Raw genomic sequence first — 25,819 nt, forward strand, 5'->3', positions numbered from 1 at the left:
CAATTCGACAACACTTCAAGCCGTCATGAATTTTGCACTGATCCTTTTTGTGCTGGTGGTCATTACGGGCATTGCCTGGGTTGCGGACAAGCTGGTTTTTGCGCGGCAGCGCCGCAGCAGCGCGGCACTGGCGCTGGCCGAGTTCGACGCCCAGCGCCAGCACCGGCAGGCGGTGTCGGGGCCTTCCGACCTGGACCGGTCGCGGGCCAAGCTCGCCGAGGAAAAACTCCGTCAGCCGTGGTGGCTGGAGTACTCGGCCAGCTTCTTCCCGGTCATCCTGGCGGTGTTCGTGCTGCGCTCGTTCGTGGTGGAGCCGTTCAAGATTCCGTCGGGTTCGATGATCCCCACGCTGCTGATCGGCGATTTCATCCTGGTCAACAAGTACAACTACGGGATCCGGCTGCCGGTGGTGAACAAGAAGATCATGGACATCGGCGAGCCACAGCGCGGCGATGTCATGGTGTTCCGTTATCCGAAGGACGAGTCGCTCGATTACATCAAGCGCGTGATCGGCGTGCCCGGTGACGTGGTGCGCTACGAGAACAAGAAGCTGACGATCAACGGCAAGCCGGCCGAATACAAGCAATTGCCCGATTACCTCGACGAGGAACGGCTGGCGTATTCGAAGCATTATCTGGAGACCCTGCCGGGCGGTGTCCAGCACGGGATTCTCAACGATTCCGACCGGCCCGCGTTCATCGCCGGCGCCGATCCCGATTTTCCGTTTCGGGATAACTGCACTTACAATCAGCTGGGGCTGACCTGCAAGGTGCCGGAAGGTCACTATTTCGTCATGGGGGATAACCGTGACAATAGCCTGGATTCCCGTTACTGGGGTTTCGTGCCGGACAAGAACATCGTTGGCCGGGCCTTCATGATCTGGATGAATCTGGGCAATTTCGGGCGCGTGGGATCGTTCAAGTAATTCCGCGGTACCACGCAGCGCAAAACACTCAAAAACGAGGGCAGCGCAGATGGGTCAAAGGATTTTGGGAAGTGGGGGCGGCGTCCGTATAGGTGTGATTAAAAGATCACGCGGTTTTTCGATGGGGTCGCTGCTGGTGGTGGTCCTCATCGTGGTGGCGGTGGCATTGCCCGCGTTGAAATCGATTCCGAGCGTACTGGAGTATTTCTCGGTCAAACGCGCGATCAATTACGCCCGGGACAGTTCCGGCAACCGCAAGGAAGTGGCGGCCTTTTTCGACAAGCAGGCCCAGATCGACGATATCCGGTCGGTCCGGGGTGAAGACCTGGACATTACCGAGGACGAGACGGGGCGGATTCGCTCCGTGGGTTTCGAGTACCGGACCGAAGTGAAAATCTACGGTCCATTGAGCTTTTTGATTACCTATTCGGGAACGCAGTAACGACATGACCCTCGACGCCCTGCAGCAACGTCTCGGCTACCGATTCAGCAAGCCCGAATTGCTGCAGCAGGCGCTCACGCATCGCAGCCATAGCGCCAACCACAACGAACGCCTGGAATTTCTTGGCGATTCGGTGCTGAACTGCGCGGTGGCGGACATGCTGTTCGGCATGTTCGGCAAGCTCGACGAGGGCGACCTGTCGCGCGTGCGGGCCAATCTGGTCAAGCAGCAGGCGCTGTACGAGATTGCCCAGATGCTGCAGTTGTCCGACGCGCTGCGCCTGGGCGAGGGTGAACTCAAGAGCGGCGGCTTCCGCCGCCCGTCGATCCTGGCCGATGCGCTCGAGGCCATCGTCGGCGCCGTGTTCCTGGACGCCGGATTCGACGCCGCCCGGGCGCTGATCCGCAAGCTGTATATCCCCATCCTGGAGCAGGTGGATCCGCGTACGCTGGGCAAGGATGCCAAGACGCTGCTCCAGGAGTACCTGCAGGGCCACAAGATCGCCCTGCCGCAGTACAACGTCATCGCCACGCACGGTGCGGCTCACAGCCAGCAATTTGAAGTCGAGTGCATCGTGCCTAAACTGGAGGTGCGTGTGTTCGGCACCGGCGCCTCGCGCCGCGCGGCCGAGCAGGCGGCGGCCAAGCTGGCGCTGGATGAAGTCCAGAAGCTCGTGCCCCAGCTGCTCAAGCGCAGCCGTGCCGAGCGGACGGGCAAGACGCGCAAGCAGCCGGTGCCGCCGGATCCCCAGTTGTCTCTCAGGTTGAAGGAATGACCGATTCTCTCCCTCCGTCGCAGGAAGCGGCGGAAACCTCCGGCGCCCCGGCTTTCCGCTGCGGCACCGTGGCCATCGTTGGCCGCCCCAATGTGGGCAAATCCACGCTGATGAACGCGCTGGTTGGCCAGAAGGTCAGCATCACGTCGCGCAAGGCGCAGACCACGCGCCACCGGATCGTGGGCATTCAGACCACGGAAGACGCGCAGTTCGTGTTCGTCGATACGCCCGGCTTCCAGACCCGCCATGCCAGCGCGCTGAACCGCACGCTGAACCGGGCGGTCACGTCCACGCTGTCTTCGGTGGATCTGGTGCTGTTCGTGGTCGAAGCCGGCTATTTCGGCGCCGATGACGAGAAGGTGCTGTCGCTGCTGCCGAAGAACACGCCCGTGCTGCTGGTCTGCAACAAGCTCGACCGCCTGGGCGAGGGCCGCACCGAAGTGATGATGCCGTTCCTGGAGCAGATGGGGCAGCGCTTTCCGTTCACGGAAGTGGTGCCGATGTCTGCCAAGACGCACGACCATATCGAGCGCCTGCTGGCCATCATCCGCCCGTACCTGCTCGAAGGCGAGCCGATGTACGACGTGGACGCGATGACCGACCGCAGCGAGCGTTTCATGGCCTCGGAAATCATCCGCGAGAAGGTGTTTCGCTGGACTGGCGACGAATTGCCGTACACGAGCACCGTGATCATCGACAAGTTCGAGACCGAAGGCCGCCTGCGCCGTATTTTCGCCACGATCCTGGTCGAGCGTGATGCCCACAAGGCCATGATCATCGGCAACAAGGGTGCCAAGCTCAAGACGATCTCCACCGAGGCGCGCCTCGACATGGAGAAGCTGTTCGACGGCAAGGTCTACCTGGAGATGTGGATCAAGGTCAAGAGCGGCTGGGCCGACAACGAAGCCGGACTGCGTGCCTACGGGTACGAGTGAGCAGGATGCCTGACTTGCGCCGCGCCGCGCCGCGTGCGCGCAGTGCCGATCCCATCGCCGAGGAGGCCGCCGAGGTGCTGGAATCCGGCGTGGGCGGCACGCTGAGTCCAGCCGTGGCCGCCGGCCGCGAGATGATGGACCGCGCCATGCGCATCGTGCCGGCGCGTTCCGAACTGCGGGTCAGCAACGAGGCCGGCTTCGTGCTCCATGCCTACCCGTACCGTGAGACAAGTCTGATCCTGGACGTCTTCACGCGCGACCACGGCCGCATGGCGATGGTGGCCAAGGGCGCCAAGCGGCCCCACTCGGCGCTGCGGCCGGTCCTTCAGCACTTCCACCCGATCTCGCTCTCGTGGACCGGGCGCGGCGAAGTCAAGACGCTGACCAAGGCCGAATACGTGGGCGGCATGCTGCCGCTGGCCGGCGATGCACTGCTGTCGGGCTTCTATCTCAACGAATTACTATTGCGGTTCTGCCCGCGTGAGGACGCGCATCCGGCGCTGTTCAAGCACTACATGATCACGCTGACACGGCTGGCGCATGGCGAATCAGCCAGCCTGGTGCTGCGCAGCTTCGAGCGGGTACTGCTGCAGGAAACCGGCTTCGCGGTGGCGTTCGACCAGTGCGTCAAGAGCGGCGAGCGCGTGCAGCCGGGTCTCGACTACGTGTACCAGCCCGAGCGCGGGGTGCGGCGCGCGCACGCCAGCGATCCGTCCAGCTGGCCCGTGGTGGCGGGGCAGACGCTGCTGGACATGGCGCAGGACGACTACACGCGGACCCAGACCGTATCGCAGAGCCGTGCGCTGATGCGGTTCCTGCTGCATTATTATCTGCAGGGCGAGCCGCTCAAGACGCGGCAGATCCTGATCGATCTGCAGTACCTTTGATTTCATCCTTTCCGAGCAAGCCGGCATGATCTTCCACGCGAATCCCGGGGTCATCGACCTGGGCATCAATATCGATCACGTTGCCACGCTGCGCAATGCGCGCGGCACGGCCTATCCCGACCCGATCCTGGCTGCGCTGCAGGCCGAGGAAGCCGGCGCGGACCTGATTACGCTGCATCTGCGCGAGGACCGCCGCCATATCCGCGACGCGGACGTGCGGGCGCTGCGCCCGAAACTGGCCACGCGCATGAACCTGGAGTGCGCGATCACGCCGGAAATGCTCGACATCGCCTGCGAGATCAAGCCGCAGGACGTCTGCCTGGTGCCCGAGAAGCGCGAGGAAGTGACCACCGAAGGCGGGCTCGACGTGCGCGGGCATTTCGAGCAGGTCAGCGCGGCGTGCCGCCAGCTGGCCGACGCGGGTATCCGGGTGTCGCTGTTCATCGACGCCGATCCGGAGCAGATTGCGGCGGCCGCCGCCTGCAAGGCGCCCGTGATCGAGATCCATACGGGCCGCTATGCCGACGCCCACTCGCCCGAGGAGCAGGAGGCGGAATTCCGTCGCGTGGCACAGGGCGTGGATGCCGGCCAGAAACACGGCCTGGTGGTGAACGCCGGCCACGGCCTGCACTACACCAACGTGCAGCCGATCGCCGCGCTGCCGGGCATCAGGGAGCTGAATATCGGCCATGCAGTGGTGGCCCATGCCGTCTTCGTGGGCTGGCAGAATGCCGTGCGCGAAATGAAGGCGATCATGGTGGCCGCGCGCCTGGGCACGCGCTATCCGGTGCCGGGGCAGCCCGCGTGATCTACGGCGTCGGTACCGACATCATCCAGATCGATCGCGTGCAGGGCGTGATGGACCGCACGCGCGGTCGTTTTGCCGAGAAGGTGCTCGGTCCGCGCGAACTCAAGGTCTACCACGCGCGCAAGGCCCGCTCGGAGAAGCGCGGCCTGGCCTTCCTGGCCACGCGTTTCGCGGCCAAGGAGGCATTCTCCAAGGCCATCGGCCTGGGCATGCGCTGGCCGATGACGTGGCGCGCGATGGAGCTGCTGAACCTGCCGTCTGGCGAGCCCACGCCGCAGTGCACGGGCGAACTGGCCGACTGGGTGCGGGAACGCGGCCTGACCATCCGTGTCAGTGTCAGTGACGAACATGACTATGCGGTCGCCTTCGCGATCGCGGAGCGGACCGGCCAGCCCGGTCCGCTGCCTGAACCAGCCTCGAACTGAATCGATATGAACAAGAAAGTGACCGGCAAGCGCCCGGGCCCGGTAGTGCTGGACGTGGTGGGCAAGCAGCTCAATGCCGAGGACGAGCGCCGCATCGCCCATCCGCTGACGGGGGGCGTGATCCTGTTCGCGCGCAATTTCGAGTCGCGCGCCCAGTTGACGGCGCTGACGCGGGCCATCCGCAATGTCCGCGACGATGTGTTGATCTGCATCGACCATGAAGGCGGCCGCGTGCAGCGCGCGAAGACCGACGGCTTCACGCACCTGCCGGCCATGGCCAGGCTTGGCGAACTGTGGGACCGCGATGTGCTGGTGGCGACCAAGGCCGCCATTGCCTGTGGCTATGTGCTGGCCGCCGAGCTGCGCGCCTGCGACATCGACCTGAGCTTCACGCCGGTGCTGGACCTCGATTTCGGCCGCAGCGGGGTGATTGGCGACCGCGCCTTCCACGCCGATCCGCGCGTGGTCACGATGCTGGCCAACCACTTGGCGCACGGCCTGCTGCTGGCCGGCATGGCCAACTGTGGCAAGCATTTTCCGGGTCATGGCTACGTGGAAGCCGATTCGCACGTGGCGGTGCCGGTCGACGAGCGCACGCTGGACGAGATCCTGGCGCACGACGCGCGTCCGTATGACTGGATGGGACAGGCGCTGGCGTCGGTCATGCCGGCGCACGTGATCTACCCGAAGGTCGATCCGAACCCGGCCGGCTTCTCGCGCTTCTGGCTGCAGGACATCCTCCGGGCGCAACTGGGCTTCGAAGGGGTGATCTTCAGCGACGACCTCAGCATGGAAGGCGCCAGCGTGGCCGGCACGGTAACCGAAGGCGCGCGCGCCGCGCTCGAAGCCGGCTGTGACATGGTTTTGATCTGCAACAACCCCGACAAGGCCGACCAACTGCTGACCGAACTGGACACGGGAATCGGCAAGGCATCGCAGCGGCGCATCCGCAAGCTGTTCGGCCGCCGCAAGCCGCTGGACTGGAACAAGCTGGAGCAGGAGGGCGAGTATCGCGCCGCGCTGCGACTGCTCAGGGAGCTGTCGCTGATCGCCTGACCGGGGCGGCAGGAACGCAAAAAGGGCAGCCGAAGCTGCCCTTTTTATCGCGTGGCGCCGTGAAGCTTAGTTGGCGCGGCTGCGGTATTCGCCGGTACGCGTGTCGATTTCGATCTTGTCGCCGATGTTGCAGAACAGCGGCACCTGCAGTTCGAAGCCGGTGTTGATCTTGGCGCCCTTGAGCACCTTGCCCGACGACGTGTCGCCCTTGACGGCCGGCTCGGTGTAGATGATTTCGCGGACCAGCGTGGTCGGCATATCCACCGAGATGGCCTTCTCGTTGTAGAACACCACTTCCACGGCCATGCCGTCTTCGAGGTAGTTCAGCGCGTCGCCCATGCTGTCCTTCTCGACTTCGAACTGGTTGAAGTCGGCGTCCATGAACACGTACATCGGGTCGGCGAAGTACGAGTAGGTGCATTCGCGGCGGTCGAGCATGACCACTTCGAACTTGTCGTCGGCCTTGAAGACGGACTCGCCCGGGGCTTCCGTCAGCAGGTTCTTGTACTTCATCTTGACGACGGCGGCGTTACGGCCCGACTTGTTGTACTCGGCCTTCTGAACCACCATCGGGTCGGAACCGATCATGAACACGTTGCCGACGCGGAGTTCCTGTGCGATTTTCATCTGAACTGTCTTCCTGAAAAAATTGGGTCCGGGTCCGATATCGGCCCGGAAAGCGGGTATGGCGAAGGCGCGCAGCCGGCAGTTTGTTCTTGGGCTTGAAACCTGGGCCCGCCATCAAAATCAACCCGCTATTTTACCCGATTTTCGCCAAAGTCCACCAGATTCGCCGCGAGGTCGCCCAGGTGCTGCAACTGCCGCTGCCAGCGGTCCGCGCCGGCGCCCAGGGCTGGCAGCTGTGCCTGAAGCGCCGCCCAGTGCGGGGTGCCGCCATAGCCGTTCCATGCGTGCCAGAAATCGCGTAACGCCGCGAATGCCTCGGGCGTCACACCGGAGCGCGAAAAACGTGTCAGCCAGGCGTCGAGCTTGACGTGATGGGCGTCGTCATCCTGCGGATAGATCTGCCAGATCATCGGCCGCACGGCCCAATGCGCCCGCACGAAGGAGTCTTCGCCCCGCACGAAATTGACGTCGCAGGCCCAGAGCAGCTCGTCGTAGTGCTCCTGCCGCACGAACGGGATGCCGTGCAGCACGAGGTTGCCGCGCGCGTGCGACGTTCCCGGCTCCAGCGTGCTGCCGAGCCACTGCCCGACCTGCGTCGCGGCCAGCCCCTGCGGCACGAAACAATCCACGGGAACATCGCTGTTTCGCCATTGTTCGAGCAGCGCCGGCAGTGCCGGGTTGGCGTAGGCGAACAGGCTGGCCTTCACTGCCTGGGGCCGGGGACGGGCGCCGAGCCGGTGCCAGAGCGTGGCGTGGGCGGCCGGGCTCTCCAGGAACGCCTGGCGCGAGGCGCCGATCATCGATTCGCGCAGCAGGCCGCCAGTGCCCCGTGCAAAGCCGGGGAAGAAGAAATACTTGGTCAGCGGCAGGCGCGGGTGCGGCGAGGCCATGGCGTGGTGTTCGGCCACCCAGTCCTCGGCGCTCAGGTATTCAAGATTCAGCCATACGGGTTTGCGCGGCGCGGCGGCCATCGCCTGCAGGAACGGCTCGGGCAGATGGCAGGCGAAGGCTTCGATGACGGCGTCGTGCGGTGCCGGTGCCGTGAAGGGGGCGCCCGGCGCCGGCTGCCACGTGCGGATTTCCACGCCGGACAGGCGCTGGTGCGCGGCCCCGGTATCGAGTTCCGGAGCCAGCCGCGCAAAGCTCTGCAGATCGTCGACCCAGAGCCGCACGGCGTGGCCGTGTTCCTGCGCCAACTGGCGCGCCAGGCGCCAGCAGACGCCGATATCGCCGAAGTTGTCGATGACGGTGCAGAAAATGTCCCAGGAACGGATAGGCATGGCGGCGGAGGGCGGCCCGCTTGCGAAAAGGCTTGCGGGAGAATTGCTCTAAACTTGCGATTCTAGGCCAGCGCCAGCATGGAGCGCGCCATATCCGTCCCCCGAACTCCCCCGATGCCCGAGCAGGAACCCGTCTCCCCGATTGATCCCGCGCAGATCGAAGCCATTCCGCCGACCGCCGACGTGCCCGCGCCGCCCGAGGCGCCCGAGCCCCCGGATGTGCCCGACTTCGATCCGCGTCCGATCCTGGCCCGCATGCCGGGCCTGCCGGGCGTCTACCGCTATTTCGACGCCGACGGCAATGTGCTCTATGTGGGCAAGGCGCGTGACCTGAAGAAGCGGGTGTCGAGCTATTTCACCAAGACCCAGTTGTCGCCGCGCATCGCGATGATGGTGGGCAAGATCGCGCGCATCGAGACCACCGTGGTGCGGACCGAGGCCGAGGCGCTGCTGCTTGAGAACAATCTCATCAAGGCCCTGGCGCCGCGCTACAACATCCTGTTCCGGGACGACAAGTCGTATCCGTTCCTGAAGCTGACCAGCCACGCGTATCCGCGCATGGCGTACTACCGGGGCGCCACCGACCGCAAGCACCAGTATTTCGGCCCGTTCCCGAGCGCCCACGCGGTGCGCGAGAGCATGCAGATCCTGCAGAAGGTGTTCCAGTTGCGCACCTGCGAGGACACCGTGTTCAACAACCGCACCCGGCCGTGCCTGCTGCACCAGATCCACCGCTGTACGGCCCCGTGCGTGCAGGCGATCAGCGCCGACGACTACGCGCGCGACGTGGGCAACGCCGCGCGCTTCCTGCAGGGGCGCGAGAGCGAGGTGCTGGAGGGGCTGCAGGGCAAGATGGAATCGCACGCGATGCAACTCCAGTTCGAGCAGGCGGCGGCGGTGCGCGACCAGATTTCGGCGCTGTCCACCGTGCTCAAGCGCCAGGCCGTGGAGGAGGTGGGGCAGGCGCGCGACATCGACATCCTCGCCGTGGCCGTGCAGGGCGGCCGCGCGTGCGTGAACCTGGCGATGGTGCGCGGCGGGCGCCATCTGGGCGACAAGGCTTATTTCCCGGCTCATGCCGACGAGGCCGCGATGATCGTCGAGGAAAGCGACGACAGCGGCGAAGGTGGCGAAGGTGGCGATGACGCCGTGATGCCCGAGGGCGAGGCCGCGCTGCCTGACGCCGGCGTGCTGACCGTGGACCGCATCGCGGCCCGCGTGCTGTCGGCGTTCATGATCCAGCATTACCTGGACCAGACCGCGCCGCCGATCGTCGTGGTCAGCCACCTGCCCGCCGACAAGGCCGTGGTCGAGGCACTGTCGATGCAGGCCGGCCGCAAGGTGGCGCTGGTGCGCCAGCCGCAGGGGCAGCGCCGCATCTGGCTCGAAATGGCCACGCAGGGTGCCGGCCTCGCGCTGGCGCGGCGGCTGGCCGAGCAGGGCAGCCAGGAGGCGCGCACCCGGGCGCTGGCCGAGACCATCGGCCTGGACATGGAAGACCTGGCGATGCTGCGCATCGAGTGCTTCGACATCAGCCACACGGCGGGTGAGGCCACGCAGGCGTCGTGCGTGGTGTTTCACCACCACGAGATGCAGAACGGCGAATACCGGCGCTTCAACATCACCGACATCACGCCGGGCGACGACTACGCGGCCATGCGTCAGGTGCTGACGCGCCGCTACCAGAAGCTGGTCGAGCAGATCCAGGAAGAGGGCGGCGACCCGGGCGCCGAGGGCGCCGGCGGCGTGCCGCGAATGCCGCGCGTGGTGCTGATCGACGGCGGCAAGGGGCAGGTCGAGGTGGCGCGGCAGGTATTCGAGGAACTTGGCCTCGATATCGGCCTGCTGGTTGGCGTGGCCAAGGGCGAGGGGCGCAAGGTCGGGCTCGAGACGCTGATCTTCGCCGACGGGCGTCCGTCGCTCGAACTGGGGCAGGGCAGTGCCGCACTGATGCTGGTGGCGCAGATCCGCGACGAGGCGCACCGCTTTGCCATCACCGGCATGCGCGCCAGGCGGGCCAAGGCCCGCACCACGTCGCGCCTGGAGGAGATCGAGGGTATCGGCGCGCGCCGGCGCCAGAAGCTTCTGACCCGCTTTGGCGGCCTGCGCGGCGTGATGGCAGCCAGCATCGACGAACTGGCCAGCGTGGAGGGCATCTCGCGTACGCTGGCCGAGGAAATCTACCGCCAACTGCATTGAGCGCCGGACCGGCAGGCCCGGAGGGTGCGCAGGGCCGAAATTAACGGGTTTGGACCGAAATCGGCGACAATCGCGCATCCGACATCTCAGGCCGGCGCAACCGCCGGCCCAAGACCCACCGCTCATGCCACTGAACATTCCCATTCTGCTGACCTGGCTACGCGTGGCCATGATCCCGCTGGTTGTCGGGGTCTACTACCTGCCGGAAGCCTGGTTGCCGATGCATACCAAGAACGTGACCGCTGCATCGTTCTTCATCATCGCGGCAGTCACGGACTGGCTCGATGGCTTCCTGGCCCGGCGCTGGAACCAGACCTCGGCGTTTGGCGCCTTCCTCGACCCGGTGGCGGACAAGCTCATGGTCACCGCCGCGCTGCTCTCCCTGCTGGCGCTGGGGCGGGTAGCCGACCTGATCGCGCTGGTGATCATTGGCCGCGAGATCACGATTTCGGCGCTGCGCGAGTGGATGGCGCAGATCGGCGCGTCCAAGAGCGTGGCGGTCAACTTCCTGGGCAAGCTGAAAACCACGGTGCAGATGGTGGCCATCCCGCTGCTGCTGTTCAATGACTCGCTGTTCGGCTTCGATGCATCGGTGCTGGGCGGCTGGATGATCTACCTTGCGGCGGTGCTCACGCTGTGGTCGATGATCTACTACATGAAGCTGGCGTGGCCGCAGATCCGCGAGCGTAGTGACGCCCTCAGCGGGGCGCGCACGCAAAAATGAAAATCGGTGCAAAAAGTTGTTGACGAGCCGGTTCGTCTTTTGCAATAATCTCGTTCTCGCTGCTGACGACGAAAACGAAAGCAGCAAGATTAGCAGGTGTTAGCGCGAATTGCCGGCATAAAGCTGCGTAGTTAAAAGAAGTTGCGCGATAGTCTGCTTTTCGGTAGTATGCAGGACCCTGCGGGAGTAGCTCAGTTGGTAGAGCGCAACCTTGCCAAGGTTGAGGTCGCGAGTTCGAGACTCGTCTCCCGCTCCAGGTTATGGCATCTGGTGATTCGGCTCCGCCGGGTCGGCAGATCGGCAGCACCAACTGCCAGGCAGTAAAAGTTGTACGCGGGAGTAGCTCAGTTGGTAGAGCGCAACCTTGCCAAGGTTGAGGTCGCGAGTTCGAGACTCGTCTCCCGCTCCAAATCCCAAAGGGAAGCAGTGCTTCCCTTTTTCTTTCCCGGGATTGCCTCCGTGTCGCAAACAGGATCTGCGGCGAAAGCGGATACAATTCAGGATCGTCACCTGGCGGGGTGGCAGAGTGGTTATGCAGCGGCCTGCAAAGCCGTGTACGCCGGTTCGATTCCGACCTCCGCCTCCAGTTTCAGCAAGACGGCGCCCGATCAGGGCGCCGTTTTTGTTTTCCGCGCCACGGCTGCATACCGTGGATCGCGGACATTTCCCGCGGCATTCGTCCGAATTTCCTCCGGTTTTTGCGATTGTTCTCATCCTGCGTGGCCTGCGCTGCATGTTACATTCGTCCGGCTCCCCCATTCCGAAACCGTCCCTCGAAGGAAACTCCGACGCATGCAGCACGCCACCCCGCTCATCAGTACCATCGTCGGCGGCATCGTGCTGGCGTTCATCCTCGGTGCCATTGCCAATCGCTTCAAGCTGCCGCCGCTGATTGGCTATCTCTGCGCGGGAATTGCCGTGGGGCCGCATACGCCGGGCTACACGGCCGATCAGGCGCTGGCGCCCGAACTCGCCGAGCTGGGCGTGATCCTGCTGATGTTTGGCGTGGGGCTGCATTTCTCGATCAAGGACCTGATGGCGGTGAAGCGCATCGCCATCCCGGGGGCCATTGTCCAGATCGGTATCGCCACCGCGCTCGGCATGCTGGTGGCGTGGGGCTTCGACTGGTCGTGGGGGCAGGGGCTGGTCTACGGGTTGGCTTTGTCCGTGGCCAGCACGGTGGTGCTGCTGCGCGCGCTGCAGGAGCGGGATCTGATCGAATCGCAGCAGGGCCGGATTGCGGTGGGCTGGCTGATCGTCGAGGACCTGGCGATGGTGCTGGCACTGGTGCTGCTGCCGGCCATGTCGGGGCTGATCGGCGGGGATGGCGATGCCGCGGGCGCAGCGCCGGCCACGATGGACGTGCTGCTCGAAATCCTGGTCACGCTGGGCAAGGTGGCCGCATTCGTGGCCGTGATGCTCGTGATCGGCCGCCGCTTCATCCCGTGGATGCTCGAACGCATCATCTGGACCGGCAGCCGGGAGCTGTTCCGGCTCGGCGTGCTGGCCACCGCGCTGGGCGTGGCGTTCGGCGCGTACTCGCTGTTCGGCGTGTCATTCGCACTGGGCGCGTTCTTCGCCGGCATGGTGCTCGCCGAATCGGAATTCAGCCATCGCGCCGCCGAGGAATCGCTGCCGTTGCGCGATGCGTTCGCGGTGCTGTTCTTTGTCTCGGTGGGCATGCTGTTCGACCCGATGGTGCTCGTGAACGACCCGTGGGGGGTGCTGGCGACGCTGCTGATCATCGTGGTGGGCAAGTCGCTGGCGGCGCTGGCGATCGTGCGGGTCTTCGGCCACGACAACCGCGTGGGACTGACCATCGCCGTGAGTCTGGCGCAGATCGGCGAATTCTCGTTCATCCTCGCCAGCCTGGGTGTCTACCTCAAGGTGCTGCCCGAGCGTGGGCAGGCGCTGATCCTGGCTGGCGCCTTGCTATCGATCCTGCTCAATCCGGTGCTGTTCCACCTGCTCGACCGCCACACGGCACGGCAGGATGCCGCCCGCAAGGCCCGGCCGCAGCTTGCCTAGGGCGGCTCAGGTGCCAAGCACGGGCGCGGCGCCGCGCAGGTACTCGCTGAAGGCCAGCAGGCCCTGCGTCGGAAACTTGTCCTGGTGGACGACCAGTTGCAGCGGCCGGATCACGCGCGGCAGGCCCTGCCGCAGCGCGACCAGTTGACCCCGTTCGATTTCATCGCGCACCACGTGCAATGACAGGCAACTGACGCCAAATCCGCTCATCACCGCGCGTTTGATGGCCTCGGCATTGCCCAGTTCGAGCGCAAAGCGCAGGGTGCCCAGCACCGGTACCAGCCGCTCCTCGATGATCTCCCGCGTGCCCGAGCCCGGCTCGCGCACAATCCAGTCCGCGTCGCGCAGCATGGCATGGAGCGCGGCCGGCTGGTCCGCTGTTGCCGCCAATGGGTGGTCCGGCCCCACGATCACCACCATTTCGTCGTCGCACCAGTGCACGCTGCGCAGGTCGCGCTCGTGGCTCGTGCCCTCGATCAGCCCGATATCGGCTTCGAACTGCATCAGCGCGTTCAGCACGTCCTGGGTATTGCCGATCCGCAGATCGAGCGTGCAGGGGCCAGGCTGGGCGTTCCGGAAGCCAGCCAGCAGTGCGGGCAGGATGTAGCTGCCAATCGTATTGCTGGCGGCGATGCGAAGCTGTACCCCAGCGGCGGAAGCGAAGCGCTCCAGTTCATAGGCCTGGTCCAGCAGCGAAAGGGCGCGCGGGAAGAACTGCCGGCCGGATTCGTTGATGGCCAGGCGTCGGGCCACGCGGTCGAACAGGGCGCCGTCCAGCGCACGTTCGAGTTCGGCCAGCGACGCACTGACCGCCGACTGCGACATGGCCAGCGCCTCGGCAGCCGCCATCGTGCTGCCATGCCGGACCACAGCGACGAAAACCTGCAGCTGGCGCAGTGTGAGGCGAAGCGGGCGCTGTTCCATGATCTATCGGTAAAACAGTTAATACATAACGATATTACCCGTTTTACGGGTTAGGGCGGGATGCGTACGCTTCGGGCAATCGTCAAGAACAAGCTGTCGCTGCCATGTCCACGACTCCCGCTCCCCATGTAGTGTCCCCGCACCTTGCGCCGTCTGCCCTTGCCTTATGGCGCAAGCGGCTGCTGACCGTGGCGCCGCTCGGGTTCATTGCGTGGCTGGCACAGGTGCTGGCTGACCATCCGGCGATCTCCCACACGGGTCTTTCGGCGCTGACGCTGGCGATGTGTGCGGGCATGGTCGCCGCCAACACGATGCCAAGGCACTGGCTGGCGCCGCTGGCGCCGGGCATGCAGTTCGCCCGCCATCACCTGCTGCGCCTCGGCGTGGCGCTCTACGGCCTGCGCCTGACGTTCGGCGCGATGGCGGCGCTGGGCGCCGGCGGGGTAATCGTGCCGCTGGCGATGCTGGTGGCGACGCTGCTGTTCGGCACGTGGGCCGGCTCGCGGTTCTTTGGGTTGAGCCGGCGCGAGGCCATTCTGGTCAGCGCGGGCAGTGCTGTCTGCGGCGCGGCGGCGGCGATCGCCGTGGCATCGGTGGTGCGCACCGACGACCGCCAGACGGCAGTGGCGGTGGCCACGGTGGTGCTGTTCGGGACGGCCGGCATGCTGCTGTATCCGTGGATCCACGAGCTTCTGACCCAGCACTGGCATGTGGCGGTCAGTGACCGAGCCTTCGGCATCTTTACGGGAGCCACGCTGCACGAGGTGGCGCAGGTGATCGCGTCTGGCAAGATGGTCAGCGATGCCACGGCCGATGCAGCCGTGGTAGCGAAGATGGTCCGCGTGCTGGCGTTGGGGCCGCTGCTGCTGGTGATGGCACTGTGGCCGAATACGAGCTGGTCCCGGGAGGCTGGCGGCAGCCGCAACCTGAAGGGGCTGCTGCGCTCGGTGCCGTGGTTCGCGGTGGGCTTTGTGGCGGTGATGGCGCTGAACTCGGCGGCGTTGGTGCCCTCGGCCTGGAAGCCGGCGCTGATCGCCCTCGACAACTGGCTGCTGGCTTGCGCCATGCTGGCGATCGGCCTCTATACCCGGCTCGGCGATTTGCTGCGCGCCGGCCGCAAGCCGCTGGCCCTGGCGGGGCTGCTGTTCGTCTTCCTGATGGCAGCGGGCGCCGTGCTTTGCGCCTGGCTGGTCTGAGGGGAGTGTCCGAGGGGAGTGTGTGAGGGGAGGCTGGTGCGGCCGACGGGGGTCGAACCCGTAAGCCCGTAAGAGCGGCAGATTTTAAGTCTGCTGAGTCTACCAATTTCTCCACGGCCGCACGGCAAGCCCGGTATTGTGGTGGCTTCGCCAGCGGGAAGCAAGCCGAACCGTCATCGTGGCGACACTGCCCCATGTGATCCTGCTGTTACTGGCGGTAACAATGTCGATACCTCCGTTTCACCTGAAATGCAGCCGCCTCGTAAAATAGCGATATCAGATTCCCTGACTAGAGGCACGATCATGAAACGTTGGTTGTTCGCAGCATTCGGTGTGGCCGCCGCGCTGGCGTCTGGCGCTGCAATGGCGCGTGTGAACGTTGACGTCGCGATCGGCGTCCCTGGCGTGGTGGTGGGTGGTCCCGGCTACTATGGCCCGCCGCCCGCCTATTACGCGCCCCCGCCGCCGGTGGTGGTGGCTCCCGCGCCTGTCTATTACGGCCCGCCGCCGGTCGTGGTGCGTCCGGCGCCCGTGTATTACGGCCCGCCGCGTTATTACGGCGGTGGCCCGCGCTACTACGGTCCGCGCCCGTATTACGGTCCGGGCTGGCATGGTGGCCGTGGCCATGGCCATGGCCATGGCCACGGACATGCGCGCGGCCATTGGGACCGCCATCGCTGATTGGTGAAGGTGGCCCAGTACCCTTTCGCTCGTTGAAAGGATTTCATGCAAAAAGCCCCGTTCCGGGGCTTTTTTGCTGGTGACGGCGCCTGACGGAAATGGTGGCTTCACACCGTCCTACAAGGGATGGAAGGTCGTCCGCCGTATCGGTTCCCCAAGTTTCCGAGCCGTCAAAAATCTTGATAAGACGCGTCAACTCGGCTCAACGTCGGCCGAGGGTTTCCCCCTAATATGGATCACAAGGCGCCGCTCCCACAGCATGCCCCAGGCTTCATCGGCTGATGGCGTGGCGAATTGTCTGAAATTGGAAGAAGGGGACTCAAATGGCTATCAAGCATCGCGTCGCAGCCCTGGCTGCAATCGGCGCCCTGACCGCAATCTCGACCTCGGCGTTCGCAGCGTCCCGCCCGTATGACATCTACAGCGGCGGCCAGCGTGTAGTAGACACGCGCGATACCTACTCCGATGGCGCCCGCGCGATCGACAAGCGCGACGTGTTCCTCGACGGCGCCCGTGCGGTGGACAAGCGCGATGTCTACCTCGATGGCGCCCGCGTCAATGACCGTCGTGACAGCTTCTCTGACGGTGCTTGAGTCGTCCGCATCCCGGACCGGAGAGACCCGCAGCTTGCGGGTCTTTTTCATTGGACCGGAGGGTCGTCAAGCGGCGCCGAAGGTGAAGGACTTTCACCCGCCGTATGCGTCCCTTTCCGGTTTTCACGACCGAATCGCGCGATATACTGCGACCTCACCCTGAACCGATGGAGAGAGGTATGCAGCAAAAAACCGTACTGACGGCAGATGACGTGAAGAAGGTGCTGGTCGCTGCCGAGGCGGAAGCCAAGGCCAACAACTGGGCCGTCACGATTGTTGTCGTCGACGACGGTGGTCATCCGCTCGGCATGCAGCGCCTGGACGGCGTGGCACCGATCTCGGCCTACATCGCCACGGAAAAGGCGCGTACCGCGTCGCTGGGTCGTCGTGAGTCGAAGATTTACGAGGACATGATCAACAACGGCCGTTATTCGTTCATGACGGCGCCGGTACTGCACGGCATGCTCGAGGGCGGCGTGCCCATCGTCGTGAACAACCAGGTGGTGGGCGCGGTGGGCGTGTCGGGCGTCAAGTCGACGGAAGACGCGCAGATCGCACGCGCTGGCATCGCCTCGCTGGGCATCTGATTTTCGTTCCGGGCTGCGTCCCAAACGAAAAGCCCCGCAGGCGCAATGCCTGCGGGGCGCAATAAAAAGGTGGCATGGCTGGCATCGGCCGGTGGGCAAGGGGTTTGGAAAACTTGCCGTCCCGCTGTATCCGATCGTCTGGCTACTGCCTAACACCCCGCGAAGGGGTGGTCCCCACAAAAGTCTGTACAGGCCCGGCCAGTTACTTGGTCAGGATCAGCTTGCCGTAGCGCGTCACGCGCAGCGTGTAGACATCGCCGTTGTGCAGGATCGGCAGCGTCGTGGCGCCCTGCATGATGGCGTCGAGCGGCACTGCCGGCGTATCGGCCTGGTTGGCCGGCGCCTGGCGCATCAGGGCCTCGAGGCGGGCGGGCAGGGCGGCCACGGCCGACTTGACCGATTCGAGCGCCGAGGGAGCCGCGGATGCTTCGCGCCGCGCCTGCGGTGCCACTTCGACGCGGCGCAGGGAAAGGCGGCGGCGCGTGACTTCACGCGGTTGCGACATCGGCAGGCTCAGGGTGCTCATGGTCTTCTCCGTTCGAAGCGTTCAGCGGATTCGCTGGTGTCAGGTGGTGATCCGCAACGTTGCGAATCACGATGGAGATGATCTTAAATGAGAACCGTTATCATTACAAGCGTCTTCACGTCGACTTTGCATCCCGTTACATCTGCATCGTGAATGACGCGATTGCGGTCGCGTCCGCCATGCAAAAAGGGCACCCCGTCGGGGTGCCCTTTCGCCAGCCAGCGCTGGTGTGTTCAGCGTTTCGGTTCGGTGATGAAGCCGATCTTGCCGAGCCCGCCGTGCTGGGCGGCGGCCATGACCTGGGCCACGAACTCATACTTCACGTCGCGGTCGGCCCGCAGGTGAAGCTCCGGCTGCGGCTGCAGCTGCGAGGCTTCCGCGATGCGCTGCTCCAGCTGGGCCTGGTCCACTTCTTCCTGGTTCCAGAACACCTTGCCTTGCGCATCGACGGAGACGTTGATGTTCACCGGCTTGGTGTCGTTGGGCTGGTTGGTCGCACGGGGCAGGTCGATCTTGACCGCGTGGTTGATGACGGGAATCGTGATGATGAAGATGATCAGCAGCACCAGCATGACGTCGACCAGCGGCGTCATGTTGATCTCGCTCATCACCTCGTCGTCGTCTCCGTCGAGAGTGCCGAATGCCATGATGCTTTTCCTTCAGGCGCGCCGATCCGCGCTCAGTTCTTGACGGCCAGGCGCATCGACGCGTCGTCGCTGGCGCGGGACGTGGTCGGACGCAGGCGGGCGCCGGTCACGAAGTAGGCGTGCAGGTCGTGTGCGAAGCGGTTCAGCTTGCTGATGACGCCCTTGTTGCCACGGCTGAGGGCGTTGTAGCCCAGCACGGCGGGGATGGCCACGGCCAGGCCGAAGGCGGTCATGATCAGTGCTTCACCCACCGGGCCCGCCACCTTGTCGATCGTCGGCACGCCCGAGGCGCCAATGCCGATCAGCGCGTGGTAGATGCCCCAGACCGTGCCGAACAGGCCGACGAACGGAGCGGTGGAGCCCACCGAGGCCAGCACGGCCAGGCCAGACTGCATGCGCGCCACGGCCTCGTCGATCGAGCTCTTCAGCGAGCGGGTCAGCCAGTCCGACATGTCGAGCGCGTCATGCAGTTGCGGGGCGCTGGCGCGATGGTGCTGGGCGGCTTCCTTGCCGGTCACGGCCAGGGTGCGGAACGGGTTGGCATCGCTGGCACCGAGCGTGTCGAGCGCGTGGTCGAAATCGTCCGAATGCCAGAAACGCTTCTCGGCGCCGTGCGCCATCTTCTTGAGGCGGACCAGATCCCACGCCTTGGTGAGAATCACGATCCACGACAACAGCGACATCACCAGCAGAATGATGGCGGTCGCGCGCATGACGAAATCGCCTTGCGCCCATACGTGTGAGAGTCCGAGGTCCTGCATGGTGGTTCCTGAAAAAGTCAGTGTTTAGGTGTATCGGAAAAATCCGGGGGATCAGTTCAGCTCGAACTTGATCGGCTGCTGCGCGGTGGCGGCCACCGCACGGCCATTTTCTGTATAGGGCTTGCAGCGGATGTTCTTCGCCGCGGTCACGGCAGCCTCGTCGAGCCGCTCGGAACCGCTGGTCTTCGATACCACGGCGCGGATGACCTTGCCGGTATCGTCGAAATTCAGCCGTACCACGGTGGTGCCGGTCTCGCCCATGCGTTGCGACTGCCGAGGATACACGGGTGCCGGCGGCGAGCAGGCCATTTCGCCGATGCCAACCGCACGCGGGGCGGCGTTCGATGGCGCGGGCGGGGCGGGCGGCTCAGGCGCGGGCGGGGCCGGCGGTGCGGGCGGCGCCTCGATCGCGGTCGGGCTGGGCGGCAGCGTGGCGACCGGCTCGGGGGTCGGTTGCGGCTTGGGCGGCGTCGGACGCGGCGTCACCACCTTCACCTGCTTGGGCGGCGTCGGCTGCGGCTTGGGCGGGGTGGGGGCGGGCGGCTCGGGCGCCTTGGGCGGCTCCATCGGGATGATGCGGGCGATGATCTCGGGCGCGATGACGGCTTCGGTCAGCTTGCGGGCGAGTCCACTCTGGATCAGGTACAGCAGGCCCACGTGGAACAGCAGGACTGCTACGGTAATCTTGAGGAATCGTTGATCGAACATGAGGAAAACGGCAGGTCCACCCCGCATGGGGCGCAATTACTTGCGGTAGAAGAGGATCAACGAGATGCCACATCCGACCAGCAGGCTCACTAGCAATTCCATGATGATAACGCTCCAAAAAGTACATCCTGCGAAACAGGTCCACTGGGGAGCGCCACTCTTGGGTAGCGTATCAGCCCGGGAGTATAAACGATAATGATTCTTATTTGTTTCACATCGTGCAATGCATGACGAATCATTAAATTTCTTCAGTGAGATTTAATCTGCACTTTTCGTACGGCAAGTGCCTCGTGGCCATGACATTTGCAGGGCGTGATGGGGCGCGGTGTAGGCGCCATGTCCGATACCCGGCCGGGAAAAACCGCGCTACGATAAACAGAAAACCCCGCTTGCGGCAGACACGGCACAGGCTCAGGCGCTCCCCGCGGTCCGGAGGCCTGCCCTGCGCGAAGGGACCCAGCCATGGACTTCACCCGTTTTGCTGAAGACGACCGCACGATGGACGACCGCAGCACGCTGCTGCGTGCATCGACTGGCGCGCCCGGCACCTCGGCGCTCGACTGGATGTGCGCGCAGTTCGCGCTGCGCGTGGTCTGCGCGCTCGGCCCGCGTTTCAACCTGCGCAGCAATATCAATGACGTGCTGACCGTCAGCGCGCAGGAGATGGTCTGGCCGTACGGCGTGGTGCTGCGCGTGCAGCGGTTCCTGTCCGCCCGATGCGCCGACATGCCGGCCTGGAAGGGCGCCGCGCGCCTGACGCCCGAAGCGTTCCTGGAACGACATGGCCAGTGGAACAGCGCATTCGACGAAAGTGCGCTGTTTTACTATCTCGACGAGTACGTGAAGCACCAGGCCAAGGACATGTTCGCGGTGTTTGCGGCCTCGTCGGCTGCCATTGCGGCGCGGCTCGATGGCGAGCGTGTGCTGCTGGTGCGCAACATCGACATGCTCAGCCACGTGCTGAACCTGCCAGACCACGAGCGCAAGCTGCTGCTCTACGCCGCGCTGGCCAAGTACAAGCGCGACCTGCGCGCCGTGATGGTGGATTGCAAGGTGGCGCACAGCCAGGAGGCGTTCCAGATCCTGGGCGGGCTGACCGGGGCGAGCCCGGGCGATATCGCGGCGTCCCTGCGGCCCGGTTCGCGGCTCGAAACGCTGAACCTGATCGAGCAGCCCCTGCCCGAGAACAGCGTCACGGACCTGGGCGACCTGATGCGCCTGTCCGACCGCCTGCTGCACGTGCTGCTCGGCAACTATGCGAGCGAGGCCGAGATGATGGCCGTGTTCACGCGCCCGGCCGCGCCGCCGACGCTGGGCGTGGGCGACTATCCCCATGTGGAGACTGACGCACGTTACCTGACCGCGCTGCTCGGCAATGCCACGCGGCAGAATGCGCCGGGCGTCAACGTGCTGATCTACGGCCCGCCTGGCACTGGCAAGACCGAATTTGCGCGGCTGCTGGCGCGCGAGGCCGGCTGCGAACTCTATGAGGTGGACTGCCTGGACCGCGATGGCAACAGCCTGTCCGGCCGGGACCGCTATCGTTCGCTGCAGGTGTCGCAGGCGTTTTTGCGCGGCCGGCCGCGTACGGCGCTGCTCTTCGACGAGGTCGAGGACGTGTTCCCGGGCAGCGCGCGCGAACTGATGAGCCTGTTCGGGCAGGAAGATACGCGGGCCTCGGTCAATGGCAAGGCGTGGGTCAACCAGACGCTGGAGCAGAACCCGGTGCCGGTGATCTGGATCTCGAATTCGATCCGGCAGATCGACCCGGCCTACCTGCGGCGCTTCCAGTTCCACCTCGAACTCAAGATCCCGCCGCCGCTGGTGCGCGAGAACATCATCCGCAAGCATCTGGGCAGCCTTGACGTTGGAGACACGTTCGTCGCCACGCTTGCCGCCCGCAAGACGCTGACGCCGGCGCAGGTGCAGTCGGCCGCGCGGTTCGTCGAACTGGCGCGGCCCGATGTGGACGAGCCCGTGGAGGCGCTGATCCTGCGCCAGCTCGAACATGCCGACCGCGCCATGGGGCTGCGCCCCGAGGCCGAGGCGCGGCCCGTGGTCACGCGCTACCGGCTCGACAATCTCCATCTGGAGACGCGGTATGCGGTGGAGAAGATCGTGCAGGCGCTGGGCGCCCGGCAGCGTGGCACGCTGTGCTTCTATGGACCACCGGGCACCGGCAAGACCGCGCTGGCCGAGCACATTGCAGCCGCGCTGGACCTGCCGCTGATGATCCGGCGCGCGTCCGACCTGATGAGCAAGTACGTGGGCGAGACCGAGCAGCAGATCGCCGCGATGTTCGCGCGGGCCGAGGAGGATGGGGCGGTGCTGTTGCTCGACGAGGCCGACAGCTTCATGCAGAGCCGCCAGCAGGCGGTGCGCAACTACGAGGTGTCCGAGGTCAACGAGATGCTGCAGGGCATGGAGCGCTTCAACGGCATCTTCATCTGCACGACCAATCTGTTCGACCGCATCGACGAGGCCGCGCTGCGGCGGTTCTCGTTCAAGATCCGCTTCCTGGCGCTCAAGCCGGACCAGCGCGCCACGATGTTCGTCGACGAGGCGCTCGACGGCGATGCCGCGCGGCTGACCGATGCCATCCGCCGCGAACTCGACGGCATGGACTGCCTTACGCCTGGCGATTTTGCTACGGTGAAGCGGCAGTCAGTCGTGCTCGGCGAGGCGCTGACGCCCGACGAGTTCCTGGCGCAACTGCGGCAGGAGCATGCGGTCAAGCCCGAGGTCCGGCATCACCGGACCGTTGGATTCACGCAGTAGCGATCAGGCCGGGAGCGGCGGGGCCGGTTCGATGGCGACCGTTTCGGCGCGGGCGTCGACCTGGAGCAGCGCGGCGGCCATGTCGTGCAGATGCGCGGCGTCCTTGGTCGACAGGTAGCGCACTTCGGGGTGGGCGTCGGGGCTGGCCGCGAGGTCAAACTCGGCCAGCTTGCGCGACAGCTGGCGCGCGATGGCGAGGCCGGTATCGATCAGGTCGAGCCGGTTGCCGACCATGTCGCGGATCGTCTCCGACAGGAACGGGTAGTGGGTGCAGCCGAGCACCAGGGTATCGGCACCGTCGGCGAGCATCGGCTGCAGGTAGGCGGCGAGCTTCTCGCGGATTGCCGGACCCGACACGTCGCCCTGTTCGATCAATCCCACCAGGCCATGGCCGGCGGCGCAGAGATAGCGGCTTTCGCCGTCGAGCGCGCCGAGCAGCCGGTTGAACTTGGCGCTCTTGAGCGTGTTGGCCGTGGCCAGCACCCCCACCACCTTGCTGCGGCTGCGTGCGGCGGCGGGTTTCAGGCCCGGTTCCACGCCGATGATCGGCACGGCCAGCCGTTCGCGCAGCGTCTGCACCGCGTGCATCGTGGCCGTGTTGCAGGCAATGACGAGCGCCTTGCACCCCTGCGCGGCCAGCCACTCGCACACCTGGAGCGTACGCGCTTCGACAAACGCTTCCGGTTTGTCGCCGTACGGCGCGTAACGTGAATCGGCGAAGTAGATCAGTGGCTCGTGCGGCAACATCGCGCGGACTTCGCGCAGGACCGACAGTCCGCCCAGGCCGGAGTCGAAGATGCCGATGGGGGAGGGGTTCACGAGGTGGGAGGAAGAGAGGAGGGTTTTCGCCCCTCTCCCGCGATGCGGAAGAGGGGCGCACTGCCCAAGCAGCTTAAGCCGCGGCGACCGGAATCTTGCCGATCTTGGCTTGCCATTCCGCCGGGCCGGTCTTGTGGACCGAGGTGCCAGAGCTGTCCACGGCCACCGTCACAGGCATGTCCTTGACGTCGAACTCGTAGATCGCTTCCATGCCCAGGTCTTCGAAGGCCAGCACCTTGGCGTCGTGGATGGCTTTCGACACCAGGTAGGCGGCGCCGCCCACGGCCATCAGATAGGCCGACTTGTGCTTCTGGATCGATTCGATCGCCACCGGGCCGCGCTCGGCCTTGCCGATCATCGCGATCAGGCCGGTCTGCGACAGCATCGTCTCGGTGAACTTGTCCATGCGGGTGGCGGTGGTGGGGCCGGCCGGGCCAACCACTTCGTCGCGCACCGGATCGACCGGGCCCACGTAGTAGATCACGCGGTTCGTGAAGTCGATCGGCAGCTTTTCGCCCTTGGCCAGCATGTCGGCGATGCGCTTGTGGGCGGCGTCGCGGCCGGTCAGCATCTTGCCGTTCAGCAGCAGCGTCTGGCCCGGCTTCCAGGCGGCAACCTGTTCCGGGGTCAGCGTGTTCAGGTCCACGCGCTGCGACTTCTCGGTGTCCGGTGCCCATTCCACCTTCGGCCAGGCGTTCAGGTCCGGCGCTTCCAGCACGGCCGGGCCGCTGCCGTCGAGCACGAAGTGCACGTGGCGCGTGGCCGCGCAGTTCGGGATCATGGCAACCGGCTTCGACGCGGCGTGCGTCGGCGAGGCCATGATCTTGATGTCGAGCACCGTGGCCAGGCCGCCCAGGCCCTGCGCGCCGATACCCAGCGCGTTGACCTTCTCGTACAGCTCGACGCGCATTTCCTCGATCCAGTCTTTCGGGCCGCGCGCGATGATGTCCTGGATGTCGATGTGTTCCATCAACGATTCCTTGGCCATGACCATTGCCTTCTCGGCGGTGCCGCCGATGCCGATGCCGAGCATGCCGGGCGGGCACCAGCCGGCGCCCATCGTCGGCACGGTCTTCAGCACCCAGTCCACGATCGAGTCGGACGGGTTCAGCATCACGAACTTCGACTTGTTCTCGGAGCCGCCGCCCTTGGCCGCCACCTGGATGTCGACGGTGTTGCCCGGCACGATCTCGTAGTGGATCACGGCCGGGGTGTTGTCCTTGGTGTTCTTGCGGGCGCCTTCGGGCGGGCTGACGATCGAGGCGCGCAGCACGTTGTCCGGGTGCGTGTAACCACGGCGCACGCCCTCGTTGATCATGTCGGTCAGGCCCATCGTGGCGCCATCCCAGCGCACGTCCATGCCCACCTTGACGAAGATCGTGACGATGCCGGTGTCCTGGCACAGCGGACGCTTGCCTTCGGCGCACATGCGGCTATTGGTCAGGATCTGCGCGATCGCATCCTTGGCGGCCGGACTCTGCTCCAGCTCGTAGGCACGGCCCAGGCTGGTGATGTAGTCCATCGGGTGGTAATAGCTGATGTACTGCAGCGAGTCGGCGACGCTCTGGATGAGGTCTTCTTGCTTGATGACTGTCATTTTTGTGGGGAGGGGCAGCGGTGAAACACAGCCCGGGATGATACCGCATGGCGACGACGGCCGTACGCATTGCATACAGCCGTCCACAGCTTTGGTCGGGTATTGCGATGAGGCGAAAAGATCACCTTTGGTTGGGCGAGCCCTCAGTGTGTCTGCTGCGTCGCACCATTGGCGGAGCCATGGCCGGCACCCGGTGCCGGATGCGGGTGGTGGCTCACCATGCGGTCCACCCATGCCATGGCCAGCGCGGAGGCCAGGAAGGCCACGTGGATGATGACCTGCCACATGATCGTGTGCGAACTGCGCTGCTCGGCATCGATGAAGGTCTTCAGCAGGTGGATCGACGAAATGCCGATCAGCGCCATCGACAACTTGACCTTGAGCACGCCGGCGTTGACGTGATCGAGCCACTCGGGTTCGTCGGGATGGTTGTCGATGCCCAGCCGCGACACGAAGGTCTCGTAGCCGCCCACGATCACCATGATCAGCAGGTTCGAGATCATCACCACGTCAATCAGGCCCAGGACGACCAGCATGATCTTGGTCTCGTCGTAGGTGGTCACGTGCGACAGCAGGTGCCAGACCTCGACCAGGAAGTGGTAGACGTAGACGCCCTGCGCGACGATCAGGCCAAGGTAGAGCGGCAACTGCAGCCAGCGCGAGGCGAAGATGACACGGGGAATCGGACGGAGCGGGCGGTAGGGAGTGTCGGCCATGGGCGTGCGAAACAATGTGAATGTCAGCAGACAATTGAAACGGGTGCAGATTGTACCGTGCGGCACATGACATCCAGCGCGCCGGACTGGTAACGGAGTGTGAAAGCCGGGGCGCGTGCTACTGCCACAGCGCGGTACCACTGCCTATCGCCGTATCGCCAAAAAGCTGTGCGCC

Annotated in this window: 26 protein-coding genes and 4 tRNA genes; 19 read left to right on the forward strand and 11 right to left on the reverse strand. The window is 65.1% G+C overall.

Annotation, left to right across the window (positions count from 1 at the left end; translation table 11 throughout):
• The first annotated feature begins 25 nt into the window (after nucleotides 1–25).
• The 8 genes from lepB (at nucleotide 26) to nagZ (ending at nucleotide 6,253) form a co-directional block, all read left to right on the forward strand.
• Nucleotides 26–925, forward strand: a complete 900-nt coding sequence (gene lepB, locus EV147_RS03165) for a signal peptidase I (protein ID WP_130389661.1) — start codon at nucleotides 26–28, stop codon at nucleotides 923–925.
• Nucleotides 926–1,046: 121 nt separating this feature from the next.
• Nucleotides 1,047–1,367 carry a DUF4845 domain-containing protein gene (locus EV147_RS03170; RefSeq protein ID WP_235844590.1) on the forward strand — a complete coding sequence of 107 codons (321 nt, stop codon included), beginning with the start codon at nucleotides 1,047–1,049 and terminating at the stop codon, nucleotides 1,365–1,367.
• Between the two features lie 4 nt (nucleotides 1,368–1,371).
• The gene (gene rnc, locus EV147_RS03175; RefSeq protein ID WP_130389663.1) at nucleotides 1,372–2,142 is read left to right on the forward strand and encodes a ribonuclease III; all 771 of its coding nucleotides are present in this window, start codon (nucleotides 1,372–1,374) and stop codon (nucleotides 2,140–2,142) included.
• On the forward strand, nucleotides 2,139–3,077 hold the full coding sequence (era, locus tag EV147_RS03180) for a GTPase Era (protein ID WP_130389664.1): 939 nt from the start codon (nucleotides 2,139–2,141) through the stop codon (nucleotides 3,075–3,077). Before rnc ends, era begins: the two co-directional genes overlap by 4 nt.
• A gap of 5 nt (nucleotides 3,078–3,082) precedes the next feature.
• Entirely contained in the window at nucleotides 3,083–3,964 is an 882-nt protein-coding gene (gene recO, locus EV147_RS03185) for a DNA repair protein RecO (protein ID WP_130389665.1), read from the forward strand.
• Nucleotides 3,965–3,989: 25 nt separating this feature from the next.
• The gene (gene pdxJ / locus EV147_RS03190) at nucleotides 3,990–4,772 is read left to right on the forward strand and encodes a pyridoxine 5'-phosphate synthase (protein ID WP_130389666.1); all 783 of its coding nucleotides are present in this window, start codon (nucleotides 3,990–3,992) and stop codon (nucleotides 4,770–4,772) included.
• Nucleotides 4,769–5,197, forward strand: a complete 429-nt coding sequence (acpS, locus tag EV147_RS03195) for a holo-ACP synthase (RefSeq protein ID WP_130389667.1) — start codon at nucleotides 4,769–4,771, stop codon at nucleotides 5,195–5,197. Before pdxJ ends, acpS begins: the two co-directional genes overlap by 4 nt.
• Before the next feature lie 6 nt (nucleotides 5,198–5,203).
• On the forward strand, nucleotides 5,204–6,253 hold the full coding sequence (gene nagZ / locus EV147_RS03200; RefSeq protein WP_130389668.1) for a beta-N-acetylhexosaminidase: 1,050 nt from the start codon (nucleotides 5,204–5,206) through the stop codon (nucleotides 6,251–6,253).
• A 66-nt stretch (nucleotides 6,254–6,319) separates the two neighbouring features.
• On the opposite strand, the gene efp is transcribed toward nagZ, so the two are convergent.
• Nucleotides 6,320–6,880 (reverse strand): elongation factor P, encoded by a 561-nt coding sequence (gene efp / locus EV147_RS03205; protein WP_130389669.1) that lies wholly within the window; start codon nucleotides 6,878–6,880, stop codon nucleotides 6,320–6,322.
• 128 nt (nucleotides 6,881–7,008) lie between these two features.
• Nucleotides 7,009–8,160 carry an elongation factor P maturation arginine rhamnosyltransferase EarP gene (gene earP / locus EV147_RS03210; RefSeq protein ID WP_130389670.1) on the reverse strand — a complete coding sequence of 384 codons (1,152 nt, stop codon included), beginning with the start codon at nucleotides 8,158–8,160 and terminating at the stop codon, nucleotides 7,009–7,011.
• Nucleotides 8,161–8,274: 114 nt separating this feature from the next.
• On the opposite strand from earP, the gene uvrC reads away from it, so the two are divergent.
• The 6 genes from uvrC (at nucleotide 8,275) to ybaL (ending at nucleotide 13,111) form a co-directional block, all read left to right on the forward strand.
• Nucleotides 8,275–10,359 (forward strand): excinuclease ABC subunit UvrC, encoded by a 2,085-nt coding sequence (gene uvrC / locus EV147_RS03215; protein WP_130389671.1) that lies wholly within the window; start codon nucleotides 8,275–8,277, stop codon nucleotides 10,357–10,359.
• Between the two features lie 124 nt (nucleotides 10,360–10,483).
• The gene (gene pgsA, locus EV147_RS03220) at nucleotides 10,484–11,083 is read left to right on the forward strand and encodes a CDP-diacylglycerol--glycerol-3-phosphate 3-phosphatidyltransferase (RefSeq protein ID WP_130389672.1); all 600 of its coding nucleotides are present in this window, start codon (nucleotides 10,484–10,486) and stop codon (nucleotides 11,081–11,083) included.
• Between the two features lie 180 nt (nucleotides 11,084–11,263).
• Nucleotides 11,264–11,339 (forward strand) — tRNA-Gly (locus EV147_RS03225).
• Between the two features lie 77 nt (nucleotides 11,340–11,416).
• Nucleotides 11,417–11,492 (forward strand) — tRNA-Gly (locus EV147_RS03230).
• Between the two features lie 103 nt (nucleotides 11,493–11,595).
• Nucleotides 11,596–11,669: transfer RNA gene (locus EV147_RS03235), tRNA-Cys, on the forward strand.
• Between the two features lie 206 nt (nucleotides 11,670–11,875).
• A complete protein-coding gene (gene ybaL / locus EV147_RS03240) occupies nucleotides 11,876–13,111 on the forward strand; it encodes a YbaL family putative K(+) efflux transporter (RefSeq protein ID WP_130389673.1) in 1,236 nt (411 codons plus the stop codon).
• Nucleotides 13,112–13,117: 6 nt separating this feature from the next.
• Here ybaL and EV147_RS03245 read toward each other — a convergent pair whose 3' ends face one another.
• Nucleotides 13,118–14,035 carry a LysR family transcriptional regulator gene (locus tag EV147_RS03245; RefSeq protein WP_130389674.1) on the reverse strand — a complete coding sequence of 306 codons (918 nt, stop codon included), beginning with the start codon at nucleotides 14,033–14,035 and terminating at the stop codon, nucleotides 13,118–13,120.
• A gap of 104 nt (nucleotides 14,036–14,139) precedes the next feature.
• Here EV147_RS03245 and EV147_RS03250 point away from each other — a divergent pair, with 104 nt between their 5' ends.
• On the forward strand, nucleotides 14,140–15,231 hold the full coding sequence (locus EV147_RS03250; RefSeq protein ID WP_130389675.1) for a YeiH family protein: 1,092 nt from the start codon (nucleotides 14,140–14,142) through the stop codon (nucleotides 15,229–15,231).
• Between the two features lie 34 nt (nucleotides 15,232–15,265).
• Here the strand turns inward: EV147_RS03250 and EV147_RS03255 are convergent.
• Nucleotides 15,266–15,352: transfer RNA gene (locus EV147_RS03255), tRNA-Leu, on the reverse strand.
• Between the two features lie 182 nt (nucleotides 15,353–15,534).
• Between EV147_RS03255 and EV147_RS03260 the strand changes: the two genes are divergently transcribed.
• The 3 genes from EV147_RS03260 to EV147_RS03270 all read left to right on the forward strand — a co-directional run bounded on the left by EV147_RS03260 (nucleotide 15,535) and on the right by EV147_RS03270 (nucleotide 17,092).
• Nucleotides 15,535–15,912, forward strand: a complete 378-nt coding sequence (locus EV147_RS03260) for a hypothetical protein (protein WP_130389676.1) — start codon at nucleotides 15,535–15,537, stop codon at nucleotides 15,910–15,912.
• A gap of 323 nt (nucleotides 15,913–16,235) precedes the next feature.
• The gene (locus EV147_RS03265) at nucleotides 16,236–16,505 is read left to right on the forward strand and encodes a hypothetical protein (RefSeq protein WP_130389677.1); all 270 of its coding nucleotides are present in this window, start codon (nucleotides 16,236–16,238) and stop codon (nucleotides 16,503–16,505) included.
• A gap of 179 nt (nucleotides 16,506–16,684) precedes the next feature.
• Complete coding sequence (locus EV147_RS03270) at nucleotides 16,685–17,092, forward strand: heme-binding protein (RefSeq protein WP_130389678.1); 408 nt, start codon at nucleotides 16,685–16,687, stop codon at nucleotides 17,090–17,092.
• A 202-nt stretch (nucleotides 17,093–17,294) separates the two neighbouring features.
• Here EV147_RS03270 and EV147_RS03275 read toward each other — a convergent pair whose 3' ends face one another.
• The 4 genes from EV147_RS03275 to EV147_RS03290 form a co-directional block, all read right to left on the reverse strand.
• On the reverse strand, nucleotides 17,295–17,618 hold the full coding sequence (locus tag EV147_RS03275; RefSeq protein WP_130389679.1) for a hemin uptake protein HemP: 324 nt from the start codon (nucleotides 17,616–17,618) through the stop codon (nucleotides 17,295–17,297).
• Between the two features lie 233 nt (nucleotides 17,619–17,851).
• Nucleotides 17,852–18,265 carry an ExbD/TolR family protein gene (locus tag EV147_RS03280; RefSeq protein WP_130389680.1) on the reverse strand — a complete coding sequence of 138 codons (414 nt, stop codon included), beginning with the start codon at nucleotides 18,263–18,265 and terminating at the stop codon, nucleotides 17,852–17,854.
• Between the two features lie 32 nt (nucleotides 18,266–18,297).
• A complete protein-coding gene (locus EV147_RS03285; RefSeq protein WP_130389681.1) occupies nucleotides 18,298–19,026 on the reverse strand; it encodes a MotA/TolQ/ExbB proton channel family protein in 729 nt (242 codons plus the stop codon).
• Nucleotides 19,027–19,077: 51 nt separating this feature from the next.
• Entirely contained in the window at nucleotides 19,078–19,734 is a 657-nt protein-coding gene (locus EV147_RS03290) for an energy transducer TonB (RefSeq protein WP_130389682.1), read from the reverse strand.
• 462 nt (nucleotides 19,735–20,196) lie between these two features.
• On the opposite strand from EV147_RS03290, the gene EV147_RS03295 reads away from it, so the two are divergent.
• Complete coding sequence (locus tag EV147_RS03295) at nucleotides 20,197–22,512, forward strand: ATP-binding protein (protein WP_130389683.1); 2,316 nt, start codon at nucleotides 20,197–20,199, stop codon at nucleotides 22,510–22,512.
• 3 nt (nucleotides 22,513–22,515) lie between these two features.
• Here the strand turns inward: EV147_RS03295 and murI are convergent, their stop codons facing one another.
• The 3 genes from murI to EV147_RS03310 form a co-directional block, all read right to left on the reverse strand.
• Nucleotides 22,516–23,331 (reverse strand): glutamate racemase, encoded by an 816-nt coding sequence (murI, locus tag EV147_RS03300; protein WP_130389684.1) that lies wholly within the window; start codon nucleotides 23,329–23,331, stop codon nucleotides 22,516–22,518.
• A gap of 73 nt (nucleotides 23,332–23,404) precedes the next feature.
• Nucleotides 23,405–24,928 (reverse strand): fumarate hydratase, encoded by a 1,524-nt coding sequence (locus tag EV147_RS03305; RefSeq protein WP_130389685.1) that lies wholly within the window; start codon nucleotides 24,926–24,928, stop codon nucleotides 23,405–23,407.
• A 143-nt stretch (nucleotides 24,929–25,071) separates the two neighbouring features.
• Nucleotides 25,072–25,644, reverse strand: coding sequence for a TIGR00645 family protein (locus EV147_RS03310; RefSeq protein WP_130389686.1), 573 nt, complete (start codon nucleotides 25,642–25,644; stop codon nucleotides 25,072–25,074).
• Nucleotides 25,645–25,819: the final 175 nt, after the last annotated feature.

The sequence above is a fragment of the Cupriavidus agavae genome (assembly GCF_004217045.1).
GTDB lineage: Bacteria > Pseudomonadota > Gammaproteobacteria > Burkholderiales > Burkholderiaceae > Cupriavidus > Cupriavidus agavae.